This window comes from Hyphomicrobium sp. DY-1 (assembly GCF_047497105.1).
Classification (GTDB): Bacteria; Pseudomonadota; Alphaproteobacteria; order Rhizobiales; family Hyphomicrobiaceae; genus Hyphomicrobium_B.
The window spans coordinates 3,611,902-3,630,265 of the sequence record NZ_CP134870.1; the positions used below are offsets into that span (position 1 = coordinate 3,611,902).

The following is an 18,364-nucleotide window of genomic DNA, read 5'->3' on the forward strand; positions in this document are numbered from 1 at the left end:
CAAGCGCACGGCCGGAATTTGCCTCTGTGATAATGGCTCGAATATAGGCTGTTGTCGCGGCGCATTTCATGCGGCGCATCGCAACATGACATTGCTGTAATCAAAACGAGTGCTGACGATCGAGAGGAAAAAATCACGTCCGTCTTATCGACGCTGAAGCTTTTGTAGAGTGCGGGAGAGGGGCGCCGAAGTTGAGCAAAGCCGGTCCGCGAAACTCGGAGAGTGCAGCATTGGCCGTTGCGTTCGACGCGGCAGATCGCACTGATCAGGTAACCGCGGAACGAGCCGCCTAGGAACATAGAACGCATGTCGCTGCCAAAATTTTCCTTAACTCATCCGCATTCGGTGGCGGCGATCATCATTCTTATTTGTCTGCTCGGGTTCGGCGCGGTGTCGCGCATGCCGACGGACATATTTCCGGAGATTAACATTCCTGTTGTCAGCGTCGTGTGGACGTACAGCGGAATGAGTGCGGAAGAAATGCAGGACCGCATTCTCATCAAGCATGAGCGGCAGATGGCATCGCTCGTTGATGATATCGACCGGATCGAAGCCAACAGCTATACCGGCGTCGGCGTCATTAAGGTCTATCTGCACGAGGGAGCCGACGTCAGCCGCGCCATCACGCAGCTGTCGAGTTGCGCGCAGACCGTGCTCAAGAGCATGCCGCGCAACATCACGCCGCCGCTCATTGTCCGTTATAGTGCGACGGACGTTTCGGTGATTCAGCTCAGCCTCGCGAGTAAATATCTGCCCGACTCGCGCCTTACCGATCTCGGTCAGCAGGTGCTCAGGCCCAATCTTGCGGTCGTGCATGGCGCACAGGTTCCCTATCCGTATGGTGGCAAAATCCGCGTCATCATGGTCGATCTCGATCCCCATGCGCTGCAGGCGCGTGGACTGACGCCGGCGGAAGTTTCCGATGCGCTGGCGAAGCAGAACATCATCGTTCCATCAGGCGACGTAAAAGTCGGCCAGAACGACTATCCGGTCGCGATGAACAACACGCCGAACGCCATCGCGACGATCGAGAATTTTCCGTTGAAGCAAATCGACGGCAAAACGATCTTCGTACGCGACGTCGCGCACGTCCACGATGGAAGTCAGGTGCAGACAAATTCGGTCAGCCAAAATGGCGCGCCGGGTGCGCTGATGCTCGTGCGAAAAACGGGTGGAACATCGACGCTGGACGTTATCAACGGCGTCAAAGCGGCTTTGCCGGGGCTGCAGCGGATGATGCCGAAGGGCGTGACTATCAAGGCGATCTTTGATCAATCCATTTTCGTCAAGGCGGCGCTGAATAGCGTGGTGATGGGCGGCTTGATGGCGGCCGGACTGACGGCGCTGATGATTCTGCTGTTCCTCGGCAACTGGCGGCTGACCATCATCATTCTGGCGTCGATTCCATTATCCATCATCACCGCTCTGCTGATGCTTTACATCGCCGGGCAGACGCTCAACACCATGACGCTCGGCGGTTTCGCATTGGCAGTCGGTATTCTCGTCGACAACGCAACCGTCGTGATTGAGAACATTGAGCGCCACGTGGGCTTGGGTGAGGAGATTGAAGAGGCAATTCTCAACGGCACTTCAGAAGTCGGCATTCCGACAATGCTATCTACGCTGTCGATCAGCGTCGTCTTCGTTCCGGTTTTCCTTTTGACCGGTACCGCCAAGTATCTGTTTTCACCACTCTCGCTGTCGGTGATCCTTTCGTTGTTTGCGAGCTTGCTGCTGTCGTTTACGCTCGTGCCCGTGCTCTTCATGTATTTGATGCGGTCGCAGGTCGGAAAGCATGGCGCAGGACACGGCGAAGAGCACAAGCCGTCGCGCTTCAATCCGTTCAGCCTGATTCATCGCGGCTTCGAAAACGGTTTCAGTGCCTTCCGCGAACGGTATCGCAATGCGGTGTCGTGGTCGGTGAGCCATCCCATTCCGACGATCGTTTTTTTCGTGGTTCTGCTCGGCGCGACCGTTCTGCCATTAATGAACCTCGGGATGGATTTCTTCCCGCAGATCGATGCCGGACAAATGCGACTGCATGTTCGCGCACCGCCTGGTACGCGCATCGAGGACACGCAGAAGGACTTCAGCGAAGTCGAGCAGGCGATCCGCAAGATCGTCGGCAACGATCAGATCGATGTCATTCTCGACAACATCGGCCTGCCGTACAGCGGCATCAATATCGCCCTCAGCGATACGGCTACCGTCGGTCCGATGGATGGCGAAATTCTCGTGTCGTTGAAGGAGAAGCATACTTCGACACCTGCTCATATTGCAGAACTTCGCCGTAAGTTACCGCGGATGTTCCCTGAGCTTCAGTTCTTTTTCCAGCCGGCTGATATCGTCAATCAGGTCTTGAATTTCGGGCAGCCTGCGCCGATCGACGTTCGTATTTCCAGCCGGAACGCGGATAAGGCATATGCGCTCGCATCCAAGATCGCGCACGATTTGAAGTCAGTGCCGGGCATCGTCGATTCGCATGTTTTCCAGGTGCCCGATGCGCCTGCCATCAAGGTGGACGTCGATCGCACGAAGGCGAGGGATCTCGATCTCGATCAGCATGGTCTGGCAAACGACGTGCTTGTCACGCTCAATTCCAGCGCGCAGGTCTCTCCGAATTTCTGGCTCAATCCGCATAATAACGTCAGCTATCCGTTGGTCGTGCAAACGCCGACATATCGCGTCAAATCAACGAAGGATTTGTGGACGCTTCCCGTCACGGCGCCGAACGGCAAGCATTCCCAGCTTTTGATGAATGTCGCCAAGTTCGGCCGAACGAAAGTGCCGATGGTGGTGTCGCAGTTGAATATCGCGCCGGTGTTCGACGTCGACGCCGACGTTCAAGGACGGGATCTCGCATCGGCCGCTGACGCAATCGACAAGGTGCTTGCGAAAGATAGTCCGCCTGTCACCAGCGGGATCAAGGTGAAGCTCAGCGGACAGATCGAAACGATGCGTCAGAGCTTCGCAGGATTGTTCGGCGGCATGGGCCTCGCAGTCGTCCTGGTATTTCTGCTGCTGGTCATCAATTTCCAAAGCTGGCTCGATCCGATCATCATCTTGTTGGCGGTACCTTTCGCTCTCGCTGGCATCGTCTGGATGCTCTTTATCACCGGAACGCACATCAGTGTTCCAGCGCTGATGGGCAGCCTGATGTGTATCGGTTTGACGACCGCGAACGGCATTCTTGTTCTGACATTTGCTAATCAGCAGGTTGCGCTTGGGATTGATCCGATGCATGCGGCGATCGAAGCGGGCTACACGCGACTTCGGCCAGTTTTGATGACTGCGGGCGCGATGATCCTAGGCATGATTCCGATGGCTTTGGGTGTCGGCGAAGGCGGCGAGCAGAATGCGCCTTTGGCTCGGGCGGTCATCGGCGGCCTTTTGCTGGCAACAGTCGCTACGCTTATTTTTGTCCCGACGATGTATCGGCTTTTGCGCCGTGACACTTCTCGGAAAACCGTAGACGGGAGGATGCCCCTTGCGCATGCTTAAGAAGAGTGAGACTGACGCGAACGCCCTGCAGACGGAGCCTTGCGAGGCTGATCCGCTCGCACCTTCGGACTTTCCAGCGAAGGAAGGGCTCGGCGACGTCGCGAAAGAAGACTATCCGAAATCAACAGGGCGCTGGATGACGACGATCGCCATCGTCGTCGGGCTCGGACTGACTGCGGGCTTTGTCGAGGTTAACCGAATTAAGGCTCAGGAAGCTGAGAACCTAGCGCAGGAAACACAAAAGAACGTCGCGATGCTTCCTCTGGTCGACGTCGCTGTCGCCCAGGCGGGACCAGCATTCAAATCCCTTATTCTCCCAGGCGATACCGCGTCCTGGTATCGGACGACACTGTATTCGCGCGTGAACGGCTACCTGGCGGAATGGAAGGTCGATATCGGGGACAAGGTGAAGAAGGGGCAGTTGCTCGCCACGATCGACACTCCCGATCTCGATTCGCAGTTGGTTGCGGCGCGTGCGGAACTGGAGGCGGCAAAAGCTGAGGCCAAAGTACGGCAAGCGGATGCTGATTTTGCGAAAAGCAGTTACGATCGCTGGCGTGATTCGCCAAAGGGCGTCGTTTCCGATCAAGAGCGAGAGGAAAAGAAAGCCGCCAACGACAGCAGTCTCGCGAAGCTCAATGCCGCGATTGCGCAGGTGGCGGTCGATCAGGCCAAGGTTGATGGGTTGATGACGCTCACGCAATTCAAGAATGTGACAGCGCCGTTCGACGGCATCATCACGGATCGCCGCGTCGATCCCGGCGATCTGGTGACTGCGGGCAGCTCCGCTAATACATCGCCGCTTTTCGTCATTCAACAAACCGATCGAATCCGTATTTTCTCGCGTGTTCCGCAGGGCGTCGCAGAGCGGCTTACGATTGGCTCTCCCGTGAAAGTTATGACTGCAGACGGCTCTGGCCGAGCCTATGAGGGCAAGATCGTGCGCACGACCGGTTCGGTCGATCCGCATGCGCGCACAATGCTGGTGGAGGTCGTCCTCCCAAACAAAGATTATGCGCTTTCACCCGGGATGTATGTTCGCGCCGAATTTGAGGTTGCGCAGTCGAAGAGCGTTGTTGTGCCCGCCGCCGCGATTTCGTTCCGGGGCAAGGGCGCGCAGGTTGCTGTAATCGAAGACGGGCGGGTTGCGTTTAAGAACGTCTCCATCGCGACTGACGATGGCGACAGCGTTGAACTGGCATCGGGCATCAAGGTCGGTGATCACGTGGCACTCAACATCAACAACCAGATTTCCGACGGCGACAAAGTCGAGGTCAATAGTTCCGGGAAGGCCCAAAGCTGATGGTCAAACGGGGGGGGCTGAAATTTCTCCTGCCAATCCTAGCCGGGGGGCTTACGGGTTGTGCAGTCGGGCCGGACTATCTGATGCCGCATATCGGTGCGCCGGCAATGTTTACGACCGGTAGCCTTGGCGGCAGTTCGGGCAGTTCTGTATCGGTGGCGCAATCGCAGTCGCCTGCGATTGCCAGGTGGTGGTCTTTGCTTCGGGATCCTCAACTTGAAACGCTGATCCAGCAGGCGGTTGTCGCAAATCCGGATATCGAAATCGCCGCCAATCACATCCGCGCAGCCCGCGCCAATGAGGTCGCGGTTCGTGGATTGGCGCTGCCGATCGTAGAAGCGAATGCCGCGGCAGGCCGAGGTACCGGTACAAATTCGACGAAGGGACGCGTTGCTGGTCCGTTGAACGCCGGGACGAACACCAACGGGCTCGAAGAGATTACGCACGTCGCTGGCTTTGACGCCGCATGGGAGCTGGATCTCTTCGGTAAGAACAGGCGCGCATACGAAGCAGCCCAATATTCGACGGATGTTGCTATCGAACAGAGGCGTGCGGTTCTGGTCTCGGTCGTTGCGGAAGTCGCGAGAGCTTACGTCGAGACGCGTGGCATCCAAGCCAAGATAAAAGTATCGAAAGAGAATGTCGCGCGGGCGCAGAAGATCTTCGATCTGATGAAGACGCGTTTCGATCGGGGTCTGACGAACGAGCTCGATGTCAAGCTCGCATCGCGCCAGCTTGCGACGCTCAAGGCGGAACTCGCGCCGCTTGCGAGTGAAGAATATGCTGGGTGCGCACGTATTGCAGTTCTGCTTGGAACCTATTCCGGCGGTGTTTGCCAGGAGCTCAGTGCTTATCGGCAGATTCCCACAACGCCGAGCCGTTTGAAAACGGGATTGCCGGCGAGCGTGATCCGCCGTCGTCCGGACGTTCGCGCGGCGGAACGCCAGCTTGCCGTCGAGACGGCGAGGATTGGCGTTGCTGTCGCGGATCTCTTTCCGCGCGTCGAGATTACGGCAGGTGGCGGCTTACAGGGACAGGGCATCGGTGTTGTGCCTGTGGTCACCAAGAGCATCTATTCGGTGGGACCTTCGGTCTATTGGCCGCTGCTCGACTTCGGGACGCTCGATTCGCTCGTGCACATTCAGCAGCTGCAGGCGGATTCGCAGTTCCTCACGTATAAGCGCGTCGTTATTTCGAGCGTCGAAGAAGCGAACGTTGCGCTGTCGCGTTATCGCGCGGCGATGGCCACGCTCAAATCTTTGGCCATCGCTGCCAAAGAGAGCAAAGGCGCGGTCGATCTCGCAACAGAGCGTTATGATCGCGGCGTAACGGACTCGCTCAATGTGCTGGATGCCGAGCGGCAGGATGACGAACTTCAGCTGCAGTATGTCCAGGCGAAGGCCGATGCGGCCACGGCGTTCATTGCGCTCTATAAAGCTCTGGGCGGTGGCTGGGAGATGTTCGAGCAGGATCTTCCTGCGCCGCGTGCAAGGCCCGCTGTTCTTGCCGCGTTCGATCACTTGCACGATCACTGAAAAATGGAGCGATAAATCCTGCAGGCGCCGTGGATGCGCCTGCAGGCGCCGTGGATGCGCCTGCAGGACGTTTGCGCACCTGAATTTATTTCGTCATTGTCGCGATTGATTGACCAAGCGGCGCGCGGAACTGCCTTTCGCGCAATTTTTCGATCGCGAGCTTATTGGCAATCGCTGCATTGTTCATCGGATCGATGGCGAGGACGCGATCGAAGTCAGCTTCGGCATTTTTGAAGTCGAGGCCGGCGGCGCGCGTATTTCCGCGGGCGATGTAGGCGTTCAAAAACTTGCCGTTAAGTGCGATGGCATAATCGTAATCGTGGATTGCATCCTTCGCGCGACCGAGCGCGCGTAGTGTATTTCCCCGATTGAAATAAAGGGTCGATTCATTTGGGGACAGCTCAATGGCGCGATCATAGCTTGCCAGCGCGTCCTGCAGATGCCCCTCAGCCTTGTATGCGTTCGCTAGGTTATTGTACGCGCGTGTGCTTAGCGGATCGATATCGATAGCTTTGCGGTCATCGGCAATTGCATGGGTGTAGTCGCGCTCCGAGGCGAAGGCGATGGCACGCGCTTCATAGGCGCTGAGATCCCGTGGAGCTAACGCGACAGCATGATCGAAATCGGCAATGGCCTTCGAAAAGTTCTCCGTGGCAAAGTAGGCGAGGCCGCGATTGACATAGGCAATCTCGACTTTCTCAGAATCCGATGCGTTATCCTCGATGGTCGCGGTGCATGCAAAGATGTGCAGTGCAGGTGTCGCCGCATCGGCACATTGGTCGCCGTCCGCCGCCCATGCAGATGGCGCTACCGATAGCGATGATACCGCTATCACGAGTGCGAATATGCTGATCGATGTGCGCGAGAAGAGCATGGCGTTCGGTCTCCGACGTGTTGGCAATCGGGACAGCGCAGTGGCGATAGGGGATGCCGCTATTGATTCCCGTACAGCCCCGGAATAGTCCCCACGAATGCTCTCCTGCCCACCTGCATCTGGCTTTCCTAGGTCCGTATGAATACGGACCAGCTATTACTGATGTGATGCTCCCGACGCGACGGTTGCGAGACTCTCGCGATATAGCTGCAAGGATATATGCCTCTGGGGGACTGCAATGGGGATAGCTAAAGCGCTCGGAACGACGCTCGTGTTCATTGGAGTCGGCGTCGTTCCGGCCACTGCAGGCGATTTGCTGCAAACATCGGCGAACGCCAGTTCATCTCTTCACGATTTGAATATTCCGGCGCCCAGCTATGTCGGCGCGACGTCGTCTGATGAGGACGCAGGGGACGCCATTCAGGACTTCTTTCAACGTTGGCAGGAAATTGCGCACGCCGCAAAGGCTTCGCAGCCGGATTGGATGACACCGCTCGCGACCGTGACGCCGCGGTTGGAGCAAGAGTTTCGGTCCGACCAGTTTTTTGAGCAGATGGGAAATGGCGCCCATCAGAATGTCTACGACGGCGGCAAGGGTTTCGAATTCATTCCGACGATGACCAATGAAGTACTGATCAACCTGCCACCCTATGAAGAGCGCACGCATGCCAAACAGGCGTCCGGTTGGGCGGACTGGCCCGCTGTCACCATCAAGCAGCGGCTTATCAGCGCCAACAAGGAAAATGGCGATTACATCGTGTCGGCGTTTTTCGGCGTGCAGGCGCCGACCGGCGACGATCCTTTTACAAACGATGCGTGGGTCGTGACGCCGACGTTGGCGGCGGGCAAAGGCTGGGGTGATTTCGATGTTCAGGCGACGGTCAGCGTTCCTATTCCGTTGGAACGTGAAAGTGAAATCGGGACATCCGTCGTTACCAACGTCGCGTTTCAATATCATCTTGCGAAATATTTCTGGCCCGAATTCGAAGTCAACTATACGCATTGGGCCGACGGCGAGCGAAGCGGCAAAGACCAAGTCTTTTTGACGCCCGGTCTCATTCTTGGTCGTTTCAAGCTGTGTGACGACAGCAATCTGATCGTCGGTGCAGGCTATCAGTTTGCGGTTTCGCCGAAGACGACATCGCCGGTTCTCACGCCGACTTACGACAGCAACTGGATCGTCACGACAAGGCTCTCGTTCTGACGACGTAGAACTACGGAGGGGCTTGCCGGGTGTTTAATACCATACCGGTTTGCTTAATAGTCCGAGCGCTACAGACCTCAACTTTGGCCCCGGCTTTACCCGAAGCCCGGGGCCTTTTTCTCTTTGAGGTGTCTCAATCGATGTAAAAATTGAGATGCAAGGGCGCCAAGAAAAGACGAGCTGTCGTCAAGGCGGTGCTGCAGCAATCAGCGCGGATATGGGATCTTCGTTTGCAGGTGGTTTTTGCTGGCCTCGGAATGCGAGTGCTTGTCCTGCGGGGATGGAGAGCGATCCGAATGCGGCGGCCAATTGCGCGGCAGATTATCGGAGACATGGCAGTAGGCGCGTCTCGCCATATGATGGCAATGGCGGTAGTCGCGCGCATCGACAGGGTTGATGGTTGCTGCCTCGTCGCCGGCAAAAAATGCCGGAGCGTAAGAATTCGCCGCCGCCGATACCGTACCTGCAAAGATGAATGCCAATGCCGCGCAAGCGGCGAGCGAGCGGTTTTGTTTGTGGTTCAGTGTCATTGTCAAAGATCCTTTCGAAATCCAAATGGATTCACATTTCGGTGGGACGCCTATTTCCATGCGTCATGCGCACCGTGAGGCGATTGTCTTTGGCAGAGTTCAGGATGACGGCATGGACGTCACAACCGTCGTGATGCGGCGTCCAATATTCGAGATGTCCTGAATCGGCTCTGTCAGCGGTCTCTACAGCGACGGTTTTGGTCGCAGCCGTCTCGGTGTGTTCGTTAAAAGCCGCTCTAAAATCCTGGAACAGATGAGGCGTGATGCCTTCGATCGTAATGGAACAGACAGTCCGTCCCAGTTGCTCGACAGATTGTGCAAGGACCAGACGTGCTTTGCCGAAACTTGTTTTGCCGGTCCAGGTTTTCAGTCCAGCTGATGTCATTGTCGGTTGGCCCCGCCAAGGCGCGGCTTCAACGGCGCGGCCAAAGGCACGGGCGTCCTCGCCGTTGGCGAAGCATGTCTCGTCGATGTTCCGAATGAGGTCCGCGACCAGTTTGGTGTGTACAACCTCTCTCGAGAGACGATCGGCGGCTGTCTTATCATCGAGCCTCTTTAGTCCAGCTTCGGCGCGTGCGTTTGCGGGCTGGTATTTAAGCGCGGTCTCGAATTGGGTTCTGGCTTTGTCACTGTCGCCTTGTTGCAGAGAGAGAAAGCCTTTTTCGGCGTAGGCGGGCGCATAGGTCGATGATACCTCAAGCACGCGGTCGAAGGCTTGGTTCGCTTCTTTGAGCCGCCCTTGCTGCGCCAGGATCAAGCCGCGATTATAAGCGATGAAGCGATCGTCGGGTCTTATCTTGGCCGCGGCGTCGTAATCCGAAAGTGCTTCGTCGAAGCGCTTGGCTCGAAAATAAAGGCTTCCGCGATTAACTAGAGCGGGTGCGAACTCCGGCGCGCGTGCGACGGCAGCGGTGTAGTCAGCGAGCGCCCTATCGAATTCGTCCAGCTTAGAATAGCTGTTCGCCCGATTATAGAAGACGCGTGCGTCGTTCGGTTGGAGCTGAAGAAGCACGGAATAGAGCTGCACTGCAGTTTTGTATTCGCCACTGCCGTAGGCACGGTTTGCCCTGTCAGCGAGGTGTTGCGCGCGTTGCGTTTCGATAGCCGCTGTCGACGCCGGTGCGTCATCAGGCGTTGCGCCGAGTGCCATGGGTGAGCCGACAGCGGTTGCGGTGAGAGCAATTGCTGTGCTTAGCGCCGCGGTCAGGAGTGTTGTCGGGGTTATGGCTGGGATCGTCGTTACGATTTGGGACGCTTGGCGAGCCAACACAGCAGAACACGACCTCTCCCTGCCAACAAAAATTGGCATGAGTTTTTCTCCAATAAAGCAAGATGGATTTGACCGCGCCAACGGCGCGGAGCGCAATCAATGCTCTGGGGGCCGCGCTCTAAATCTGGAGAACGATCGTGCTGCGGTCGCTAAGCGTGGACCGCAGATGGGGTGGATTATCAAACGTTGCGTGCGAGATGGCACAGTGAAAGTGCGCGGCAAGCAGCTCGCCGGACGTCGGCAGAAGAGCTGGTGCGTAACCACCTAAATTCTCGCCATTCCTGTCAGACGGCTTGGATTGATGCGGGTGCTTGAAAAACGATGCATGCTGAAGCCGGTAATCTGTGCAGGGCTCGGATTCGGCTTTCGCGTGCGAATTCGAAAAGAGAATGAAGTGATCGTTCGATCCGGATTGCGTGTCGTGGTGAAGGCGCTCGATCTCGACCGCAACGCTATGGGTGCTGCTCACACACAGAACCAGCGGCAAGCCTGCGACGGATGTCGCGAGCAGGACCGCTGATGTGATCAAATATCTGACGAAGCGAGTGAGCATGCGCTATCTAAACATCTTCTAATTCATATTTCCGCTGGAAAGTGCTTGTAAGATGCCGCATTGGCAATCCCGCCGCGACATATCCTTCGATATGTTGTGAGCTTGCAACAAAATCAATCCCGATGCTGCGCAGTATTTTTCGATTTGGCCGAAACATTGGGGAGGCAGAGTCCGTGTGACGGATCGCTGTCGGCGGTTCGGGGACTTGACTAAGCAGAGTTTGGACATAAACCTAATTGCAATGCACCAATCGGCAAACCACACCTCAAAATCGTTTCTCGCTGTCACGCGCAGCGGACGGTCGGTCGTGTGTGCGTTGCTTTCATTACTCATGATGGCTCTCAGCGGTCCCTTCAGTCTGTCGCATGCGATTGCCGAGCATGGGTATGAGAATTGTGCGGGCCATGGCATCGACGCGAAAAAAGCATCGCAAGATTCGGAGGTTCCTCAGGGGCTCTCAGGACAGCATTGTGTGCTTTGTTTTTCCGTTCAGCATCTGATTTCGAAACCGAGTGTTCCCACCCGCACCGAGGCTATGGCGCCGGTCACCTATACAGCATGGGAAACGCTTGATGGGCCGTTGGATGGTCCAGGGCCGCTGTTCAAGCCGCCGCGCCTTTAAAGCGCTTTTCAATCGCGATGACGTGGCTGCGCACTCTCTTTTCGCGTGCCGCGATCGCGTGAACCTCCGTCAAAATCGCAACGCGGCGCCCTAAGCGGTCTCCGCAACACGTGGATTGTTTCGACATGCAGCGAATGCTGATAGCTGGTGGCGTGCGCTTGTGCGCCGCTGTCCTGGCACTGGCCGTGCTTTGCGCGGCTACTTTCGCACCTGGCCTTTCCAGGTTTTTCACCATCTCAAGCGACGCCAAGGCGCACGCGTCGGCGGAGACCAAGGGTCATTCGGAAGCCGGACATCAGCATGACGAGGGGCATGCACATGACGCCGGTGGAGAGGCCGTAAACGAGGAAAACGGATCGGATGCTGCGCACGGCGAAGAAGCCGGTCACGAGCATCATGAGGGCCTCGAAGTCTCGCAGGATCGGATCGATGCCGAAGGCATTGCGTTGACGGAAGCCGGAGCGGGTGCGCTCGATCGGAGCCTGACAGTGCCGGGAACGGTGATCGCAGACCGCAATCGCGTGGGGCGCGTTGCAGCGCAGGTTGTCGGTACAGTCGCGGAGTTGAAGAAGCGGCTTGGCGATGTCGTCGCGAAGAATGAAGTCGTCGCCGTCCTGGACAGCCGGGAAGTGGCCGATGCGAAGAGCGAATACATCAACGCGCTCGTCAACGCGAACCTGCAAGAGACGCTCTTTGATCGTGAAAAAACGCTCTACGAGAAGCAGATTTCGGCGGAGCAGCGCTATTTGCGGGCGCAGGCTACCGATACCGAAGCGAAAGTCCGATTAGGCGTCGCGCATCAGAAGCTTGCTGCTCTGGGCGTCAGCGAAGCGGACATCCAAACGTTAAAGCAGCGCGGCCAATCTGCAACGAACCTGCAACGTTACGAAATTCGCGCGCCGATCGGCGGGCGCATTGTCGAGCAGCTTGTCGATCTCGGAACACCCGTCGGGCGCGAGGGCGAAGCCAAGGAGCTGTATGCCATTGCCGATCTTTCGGTGGTGTGGATCGAGCTTGCCGTTTCGATCAGTCACCTTCCCGATATCAAGGAGGGACAGAGTGTGCTGGTCAGTGGCAGCCATCCGGCCGAGACGACATCGGGAAAAATCATCTTTACGAGCCCGATGATCAATGAGGAGACGCGGACGGCGCGCGTCATCGCGTCGGTCGAGAATAAGGGTCTGGCGCTGCGGCCGGGTTCGTTCGTCAACGCCGACATTCTTTTTGGAACGAAACCGGTTGGGCTGAAGCTTCCGAAAACCGCGCTGCAGACAGTCAAGGGTGAGACGATTGTTTATGTCCGCACCGAACACGGCTTCGAAGCGCGCAAAGTGACGGTGGGCGGCACCGATGGCTCGTCTGTTGAGATCGTGGCCGGGCTTGAACCGGGCGAGACGGTTGCGGCGACGAACACGTTCCTGCTTAAGGCCGAGAGCGGCAAATCCGAAGCTACGCATTCGCATTGAGGACGTTCCGATGATTGCACAGGTGCTTGAATTTTCGGTTCGCCGTCGTTGGCTCGTCATTCTCCTGACGCTGCTCGCCGCAAGCTACGGCGTGTGGTCGCTCAATCGGCTGCTGATCGACGCCGTTCCCGACATCACGAACAATCAGGTTCAGATCAATACCGTCGCGCCATCGTTGCCGCCGTTCGATATCGAAAAGCAGGTGACATTTCCGATCGAGACGGCGCTTGCGGGGATACCGGGTCTTGAATACACACGCTCGCTTAGTCGCAATGGCTTTTCGCAGGTCACGGCGGTCTTTACCGAAAGCACCGATATCTATTTCGCGCGCCAGCAAATCAGCGAGCGCTTGCGCGAAGTGGACGAGCGACTGCCCGCTGATGCTAAGCCGAGCCTTGGTCCGATTTCGACCGGTCTTGGTGAGATCTATATGTGGACCGTGGCTTTCGCGCCCAAAAGCGAACAGATCGGCGAGGTCGGGCCTCAAAGCGACGGCTCTTACGTGACGCCCGAGGGTCAACGCCTGACCAACGATATCGAGCGTGGCGCGTATCTGCGTACGGTCCAGGATTGGATCATCAAACCGCAGATCGCGAGCGTGCCGGGGATCGCTGGCGTCGACGTTATCGGTGGATACGAGAAGCAGTATCTCGTGCAAGCGGATCCCGCACGCCTGACAGCCCTCAATCTTTCGTTTGGCGACATCGTCGAAGCGCTCGAGAAAAATAACGTCAGCCGCGGAGCCGGCATTTTCGAGCAAAGCGGCGAGGGGCTTGCGGTCCTCAGCACCGGACGGCTCGAAAACATGCCCGATATCGGCAGCGTCGTCGTGACGACACGTGGCGGATCGCCGGTGAGGATTAGAGACGTCGCGCAGGTTACGATCGGCCGCGAGTTGCGCACCGGCAGCGCAAGCATTAACGGGGAAGAGGCCGTTGTCGGCACGGCGCTAATGCTGATCGGCGAGAACAGCCGGACAGTGTCGTCGGCCGTTAGTAAAAGGATCGGCGAGCTTTCGAAGTCGCTGCCACCGGGCATTGCGTTGCGACCGGTGCTCGACCGGACCGTGCTGGTCGATGCCACCATTTCGACGGTCGCAAAGAACCTGCTTGAAGGTGCGCTTCTCGTCGTTATTGTTCTGTTCGTTCTGCTCGGGAATATTCGTGCGGCGGTTATAGCGGCGCTGGTAATACCCATTGCCATGCTGCTGACGCTGACCGGGATGGTACAGGCGAAGATCAGCGCCAACTTGATGAGCCTCGGTGCGCTCGATTTCGGTCTGATCGTCGACGGTGCCGTCATCATCGTCGAGAATGCGCTGAGACAGATTTCTGAGCGACAGCACGTTTTGAAGCGCGTGCTCAGTCTCGATGAACGCTTGGAAACGGTGACCAAGTCGGCGGAGGAGATGATCAAGCCGTCTGTCTACGGTCAGGCCATCATTATTCTAGTTTATGTGCCGCTGCTGACGTTTTCCGGCGTCGAAGGTAAAATGTTCGAGCCGATGGCGGTCACCGTTATCATGGCACTCATCGCGGCTTTCATTCTGTCGCTGACATTCGTTCCAGCGGCCATTGCCGTTGCAATCAGCGGGCGTGTTGTCGAGGCCGAGAGCTTGCCTGTGCGGGCGATAAAGAGTGTGTATGAGCCGCTGCTTCGCGCGACGCTCAACAGGCCTGTGCTACCGATCATGGTGGGCGTGGCGCTCTTCGCCGGAGCGCTGATGCTGTTCGGACGGCTCGGGCAAGAGTTCATCCCAACGCTTGATGAGAAGAACCTCTCGATGCATGCGATGCGGATACCGAGTACGTCGCTGACGCAATCGCAGGATATGCAGCTTAGAGTCGAAAAAATCGTCAGCTCGTTTCCGCAGGTTTCGCTTGTGTATTCCAAGACGGGCACTGCCGAGGTTGCGTCCGATCCGATGCCGCCGAACGTTTCGGATACGTTTATTATTCTGAAGCCGGAATCGGAATGGCCTGATCCTTCGCTTAGCAAGCAAGCGCTCGTTGGGCAAATTCAGGAGAAGCTCGAAAAGCTTCTAGGAAATAACTTTGCGTTCTCGCAACCAATTCAGATGCGCTTCAATGAACTTCTTGCGGGCGCGCGTGGCGATCTCGCCGTTAAAGTTTTCGGCGACGAATTCGGCCCGATGCTGGATGGCGCCAACGCGATTGCCAAAATCCTGCGCGGTACGGACGGCGCGACGGACGTAAGCATTGAGCAGGCCCAAGGTCTGCCATTCCTTGAGATCAAGCTGAAGAAGAACGAAATTGCGCGGTTCGGGTTGAGCGCGTTCGCCGTGCAAGAGGTGATCGGCGCGGCGATGGCCGGGCGTTCTGCTGGGGTGATTTTCGAAGGCGATCGGCAGTTTCCGGTTGTCGTCCGGTTGCCGGATGCGATGCGCGCGGATCTCGAAAAGCTGAAGCACATCCCTGTTGCGTTACCGCCGAACGGCGCAGGGCGCATTGCCACCATTCCGCTGGAACAAGTTGCGAGCTTTGCCGTGACGGAGGGACCGAACCAGGTCTCACGCGAGAATGGCAAGCGGCGCATCGTCGTGACGGCAAACGTGCGCGGGCGCGATATCGCGTCCGTCGTCGCGGAGGCACAAACGAAGGTCACAGAAGAGGTGAAGCTGCCGACGGGCTATTACATTGCCTGGGGCGGCCAGTTTGAAAATATGGCTGCAGCGCAGCAGCGTCTCGCCGTCGTTGTGCCCGCGTGTTTTCTGCTGATTTTTCTGCTGCTCTATTCCGCCCTCGGCTCGCCGCGAGATGCCATCCTGGTATTCAGCGCTGTCCCGCTCGCTTTGACCGGCGGCGTCATTGCTCTTTGGTTTCGCGACATGCCGTTCTCGGTTTCGGCGGCGGTCGGCTTTATCGCGTTATCGGGTGTCGCGGTTCTCAACGGGCTCGTCATGCTGACATACATCAAGCAATTGATGGCAGCGGGATTGCCGGCTGCGGAAGCAATACGCCAGGGCGCGCTGGCCCGTTTGCGGCCTGTCGTGATGACGGCGCTCGTCGCGTCGCTCGGGTTTTTGCCGATGGCGCTTGCAACGGGAACGGGTGCGGAAGTGCAGCGGCCGCTGGCGACGGTCGTTATTGGCGGGTTGTTGAGCGCAACGCTGCTGACACTGCTCGTTCTGCCGGCGCTGTCGATTTGGTTTGGTTCGCGTGCTGCCGTGGCGAAACGAGCGACGACGGCTGTTCCTGCGGCTGCGGAATAGGTGAGGGCTGCGATCAGGCGGTCAACCGCGCCGTCGCCTCGTTATCCTTGAACCAGTTGTAGGCTTCGGTGAGACCGTCGCGCAGGCCGTAGCGCGGCGTCCAGCCCGTGGCCTTCAGCTTGGAGACGTCGAGCAGTTTGCGCGGCGTGCCGTCGGGCTTCGTCGGATCGGTGACGATCTTGCCGTTGAAGCCGACGACGTCGCATACCAAGCGCGCCAGGTCGAGAATGGTGATGTCTTCGCCCGTGCCGACATTGACATGCTCAGCACCTGAATAGACTTTCATCAGATGCACAACGGCGCCGGCAGCATCATCGACGTGAAGAAATTCGCGGCGCGGTGTGCCGGAGCCCCAGATTGTAATGTCTTCGGCGCCGGACTTCTTCGCTTCATGTACTTTGCGCAAAAGTGCCGGGATAACGTGGCTTTTGAGCGGATCATAGTTATCGCCCGGGCCATAGAGATTGGTCGGCATAGCCGAGACGAAATCGGCGCCATACTGACGGCGATAGGCTTCGCAGAGCTTCAGCCCGGCGATCTTGGCGATGGCGTACCATTCGTTCGTCGGCTCCAGACTTCCGGTCAGAAGGGCGCTTTCGGGGATCGGCTGCGGCGCGAACTTCGGATAGATGCATGAGGAACCGAGATACAAAAGCTTCTCGACGCCGCTGCGGAAGGCTGCGTCGATAACGTTCATTTCGATGGCGAGATTGTCGTAGAGAAATTCCGCCGGGTAGGTGTCGTTTGCGAGAATGCCGCCGACTTTTGCTGCCGCAAGAAATACGGCATCCGGCTTTTCGCGATTGAACCACTCTCTGACGCGCGCTTGATCGCGGAGATCGATCTGGTCGCGACCAACCGTCAGGATGATGCAGTTTTCGTTCTGTAGCAGACGAAGAATCGCTGATCCGACCATGCCGCGGTGGCCGGCGACGAATACGCGCTTGTTGGTCAGATCAAAAGACATCGCTTCCTCGCATGGTCTTCGCACTTACTATTCGTTGAGGCTATTGCGCCAGCTTTCGCGTTCGAGGAGCGCGAGGTCGGCGGCGACCATTTCTTTAACGAGCTCCTGGAAGCCGACCTTGTGGTGCCAGCCTAGTTCGTTGCGGGCCTTGCTCGGATCTCCGAGCAAGAGATCGACTTCTGTCGGACGAAAATAGCGCGGATCAATGCGAACCAACTCGCCACCGGTTTTGACATCGTAGCCGATCTCATCGACACCGCGGCCCTTCCAGGCGATGGTCTTGCCGACTTCGGCAAATGCTAGCTCAACGAATTCGCGAACGGAATGGGATTCTCCCGTTGCTAGCACGTAGTCGCTGGGCTTTTCGTTTTGGACCATCATCCACATGCCTTCGACGTAGTCTTTCGCGTGGCCCCAATCGCGTTTGGCGTCCAGATTGCCGAGATAAAGTGCGGACTGCAAACCAGCGGCGATGCGGGCAACGGCGCGTGTGATCTTTCGGGTTACGAAAGTTTCGCCGCGGAGCGGACTTTCATGGTTGAACAAGACGCCATTCGAAGCATGCATACCGTAGGCTTCACGGTAGTTGACGGTGATCCAGTAGGCATAAAGTTTGGCCACGCCATAAGGCGAACGCGGATAAAATGGCGTCGTTTCTCTCTGCGGCGTTTCCTGGGCTTTACCGTAAAGCTCAGATGTGGAGGCCTGATAGAAACGCACTGAATTCTCGAGCTTGAGGATGCGGAGCGCTTCGAGGAAACGCAGCACGCCGACGGCGTCGGCGTTTGCTGTGTATTCCGGCGTCTCGAAACTTACCTGGACGTGGCTTTGTGCGGCGAGATTATAGATTTCATCGGGCCGGGTTTCCTGGACGAGGCGGATGACGTTGGTTGAATCCGTCAGGTCGCCATAGTGCATGAAGAACGACGTGGTCGCCTCATGCGGATCCTGATAGATTTCATCGACGCGTTGGGTATTGAATGATGACGATCGTCGCTTAATGCCGTGGACGACGTAACCCTTATCTAGAAGAAGACGCACAAGGTAGGCGCCGTCCTGGCCGGTGACACCGGAAATCAATGCAGTCTTGCTTTTGCTCATGCCATTCCCCCAAGTCCCGCCGAGATTTATGTGGGGTTGTCGCTTTGAGCGCAATACGAATGCGCGAGATTCTTTTTCATTTGATCGGTCCGTAGACTTTTTGGGGTTGCATGAAACGGCAGCACGGTCCGTCCGAGGCTGTTGCGAAGCTTGCAGTTATTTTCGCAACTGACGCTGACGAAATTTGCGGCAAAAACTTATGTCAC

The 18,364-nt window shown here is 57.4% G+C and carries 14 protein-coding genes; 9 read left to right on the forward strand and 5 right to left on the reverse strand.

Annotated elements, in window-relative coordinates; translation table 11 throughout:
- Window positions 1-306 precede the first annotated feature (306 nt).
- From RLW41_RS17480 to RLW41_RS17490, 3 genes are read left to right on the forward strand one after another with little or no spacing between them, the layout of a single operon-like run.
- Window positions 307-3,501 carry an efflux RND transporter permease subunit gene (locus tag RLW41_RS17480; protein ID WP_414462277.1) on the forward strand — a complete coding sequence of 1,065 codons (3,195 nt, stop codon included), beginning with the start codon at window positions 307-309 and terminating at the stop codon, window positions 3,499-3,501.
- On the forward strand, window positions 3,494-4,804 hold the full coding sequence (locus RLW41_RS17485) for an efflux RND transporter periplasmic adaptor subunit (RefSeq protein WP_414462278.1): 1,311 nt from the start codon (window positions 3,494-3,496) through the stop codon (window positions 4,802-4,804). The genes RLW41_RS17480 and RLW41_RS17485 overlap by 8 nt, the downstream gene beginning before the upstream one ends.
- The gene (locus RLW41_RS17490; RefSeq protein WP_409562956.1) at window positions 4,804-6,339 is read left to right on the forward strand and encodes an efflux transporter outer membrane subunit; all 1,536 of its coding nucleotides are present in this window, start codon (window positions 4,804-4,806) and stop codon (window positions 6,337-6,339) included. The genes RLW41_RS17485 and RLW41_RS17490 overlap by 1 nt, the downstream gene beginning before the upstream one ends.
- A gap of 85 nt (window positions 6,340-6,424) precedes the next feature.
- On the opposite strand, the gene RLW41_RS17495 is transcribed toward RLW41_RS17490, so the two are convergent.
- Window positions 6,425-7,213, reverse strand: a complete 789-nt coding sequence (locus tag RLW41_RS17495; RefSeq protein ID WP_409562957.1) for a tetratricopeptide repeat protein — start codon at window positions 7,211-7,213, stop codon at window positions 6,425-6,427.
- A 238-nt stretch (window positions 7,214-7,451) separates the two neighbouring features.
- Here RLW41_RS17495 and RLW41_RS17500 point away from each other — a divergent pair, with 238 nt between their 5' ends.
- The gene (locus tag RLW41_RS17500) at window positions 7,452-8,417 is read left to right on the forward strand and encodes a transporter (RefSeq protein ID WP_414462279.1); all 966 of its coding nucleotides are present in this window, start codon (window positions 7,452-7,454) and stop codon (window positions 8,415-8,417) included.
- Between the two features lie 206 nt (window positions 8,418-8,623).
- On the opposite strand, the gene RLW41_RS17505 is transcribed toward RLW41_RS17500, so the two are convergent.
- Together RLW41_RS17505 and RLW41_RS17510 are read right to left on the reverse strand one after the other, a co-directional pair.
- Window positions 8,624-8,947 carry a hypothetical protein gene (locus RLW41_RS17505; protein WP_409562959.1) on the reverse strand — a complete coding sequence of 108 codons (324 nt, stop codon included), beginning with the start codon at window positions 8,945-8,947 and terminating at the stop codon, window positions 8,624-8,626.
- A 31-nt stretch (window positions 8,948-8,978) separates the two neighbouring features.
- Entirely contained in the window at window positions 8,979-10,097 is a 1,119-nt protein-coding gene (locus tag RLW41_RS17510) for a tetratricopeptide repeat protein (RefSeq protein ID WP_414462280.1), read from the reverse strand.
- 73 nt (window positions 10,098-10,170) lie between these two features.
- On the opposite strand from RLW41_RS17510, the gene RLW41_RS17515 reads away from it, so the two are divergent.
- From RLW41_RS17515 to RLW41_RS17535, 5 genes are all read left to right on the forward strand, one after another.
- Entirely contained in the window at window positions 10,171-10,485 is a 315-nt protein-coding gene (locus tag RLW41_RS17515; protein ID WP_414462281.1) for a hypothetical protein, read from the forward strand.
- Window positions 10,486-10,611: 126 nt separating this feature from the next.
- Entirely contained in the window at window positions 10,612-10,737 is a 126-nt protein-coding gene (locus RLW41_RS17520; RefSeq protein ID WP_414462282.1) for a hypothetical protein, read from the forward strand.
- A gap of 274 nt (window positions 10,738-11,011) precedes the next feature.
- Entirely contained in the window at window positions 11,012-11,392 is a 381-nt protein-coding gene (locus RLW41_RS17525; RefSeq protein WP_414462283.1) for a hypothetical protein, read from the forward strand.
- 125 nt (window positions 11,393-11,517) lie between these two features.
- Window positions 11,518-12,858, forward strand: coding sequence for an efflux RND transporter periplasmic adaptor subunit (locus tag RLW41_RS17530; RefSeq protein WP_414462284.1), 1,341 nt, complete (start codon window positions 11,518-11,520; stop codon window positions 12,856-12,858).
- Between the two features lie 10 nt (window positions 12,859-12,868).
- Entirely contained in the window at window positions 12,869-16,090 is a 3,222-nt protein-coding gene (locus RLW41_RS17535; protein ID WP_414462285.1) for an efflux RND transporter permease subunit, read from the forward strand.
- A 13-nt stretch (window positions 16,091-16,103) separates the two neighbouring features.
- Here the strand turns inward: RLW41_RS17535 and fcl are convergent, their stop codons facing one another.
- Both fcl and gmd read right to left on the reverse strand, forming a co-directional pair.
- Window positions 16,104-17,057, reverse strand: coding sequence for a GDP-L-fucose synthase (fcl, locus tag RLW41_RS17540; protein ID WP_414462286.1), 954 nt, complete (start codon window positions 17,055-17,057; stop codon window positions 16,104-16,106).
- Window positions 17,058-17,084: 27 nt separating this feature from the next.
- Window positions 17,085-18,158, reverse strand: coding sequence for a GDP-mannose 4,6-dehydratase (gmd, locus tag RLW41_RS17545; protein ID WP_414462287.1), 1,074 nt, complete (start codon window positions 18,156-18,158; stop codon window positions 17,085-17,087).
- Window positions 18,159-18,364 lie beyond the last annotated feature (206 nt).

Coding starts and splice junctions, on each gene's coding strand:
- RLW41_RS17480 (WP_414462277.1), top strand. CDS start 307: ATGTCGCTGCCAAAATTTTCCTTAACTCATCCGCATTCGGTGGCGGCG.
- RLW41_RS17485 (WP_414462278.1), top strand. CDS start 3,494: ATGCTTAAGAAGAGTGAGACTGACGCGAACGCCCTGCAGACGGAGCCT.
- RLW41_RS17490 (WP_409562956.1), top strand. CDS start 4,804: ATGGTCAAACGGGGGGGGCTGAAATTTCTCCTGCCAATCCTAGCCGGG.
- RLW41_RS17495 (WP_409562957.1), bottom strand. CDS start 7,213: ATGCTCTTCTCGCGCACATCGATCAGCATATTCGCACTCGTGATAGCG.
- RLW41_RS17500 (WP_414462279.1), top strand. CDS start 7,452: ATGGGGATAGCTAAAGCGCTCGGAACGACGCTCGTGTTCATTGGAGTC.
- RLW41_RS17505 (WP_409562959.1), bottom strand. CDS start 8,947: ATGACACTGAACCACAAACAAAACCGCTCGCTCGCCGCTTGCGCGGCA.
- RLW41_RS17510 (WP_414462280.1), bottom strand. CDS start 10,097: ATGGCACTCGGCGCAACGCCTGATGACGCACCGGCGTCGACAGCGGCT.
- RLW41_RS17515 (WP_414462281.1), top strand. CDS start 10,171: ATGGCTGGGATCGTCGTTACGATTTGGGACGCTTGGCGAGCCAACACA.
- RLW41_RS17525 (WP_414462283.1), top strand. CDS start 11,012: ATGCACCAATCGGCAAACCACACCTCAAAATCGTTTCTCGCTGTCACG.
- RLW41_RS17530 (WP_414462284.1), top strand. CDS start 11,518: ATGCAGCGAATGCTGATAGCTGGTGGCGTGCGCTTGTGCGCCGCTGTC.
- RLW41_RS17535 (WP_414462285.1), top strand. CDS start 12,869: ATGATTGCACAGGTGCTTGAATTTTCGGTTCGCCGTCGTTGGCTCGTC.
- fcl (WP_414462286.1), bottom strand. CDS start 17,057: ATGTCTTTTGATCTGACCAACAAGCGCGTATTCGTCGCCGGCCACCGC.
- gmd (WP_414462287.1), bottom strand. CDS start 18,158: ATGAGCAAAAGCAAGACTGCATTGATTTCCGGTGTCACCGGCCAGGAC.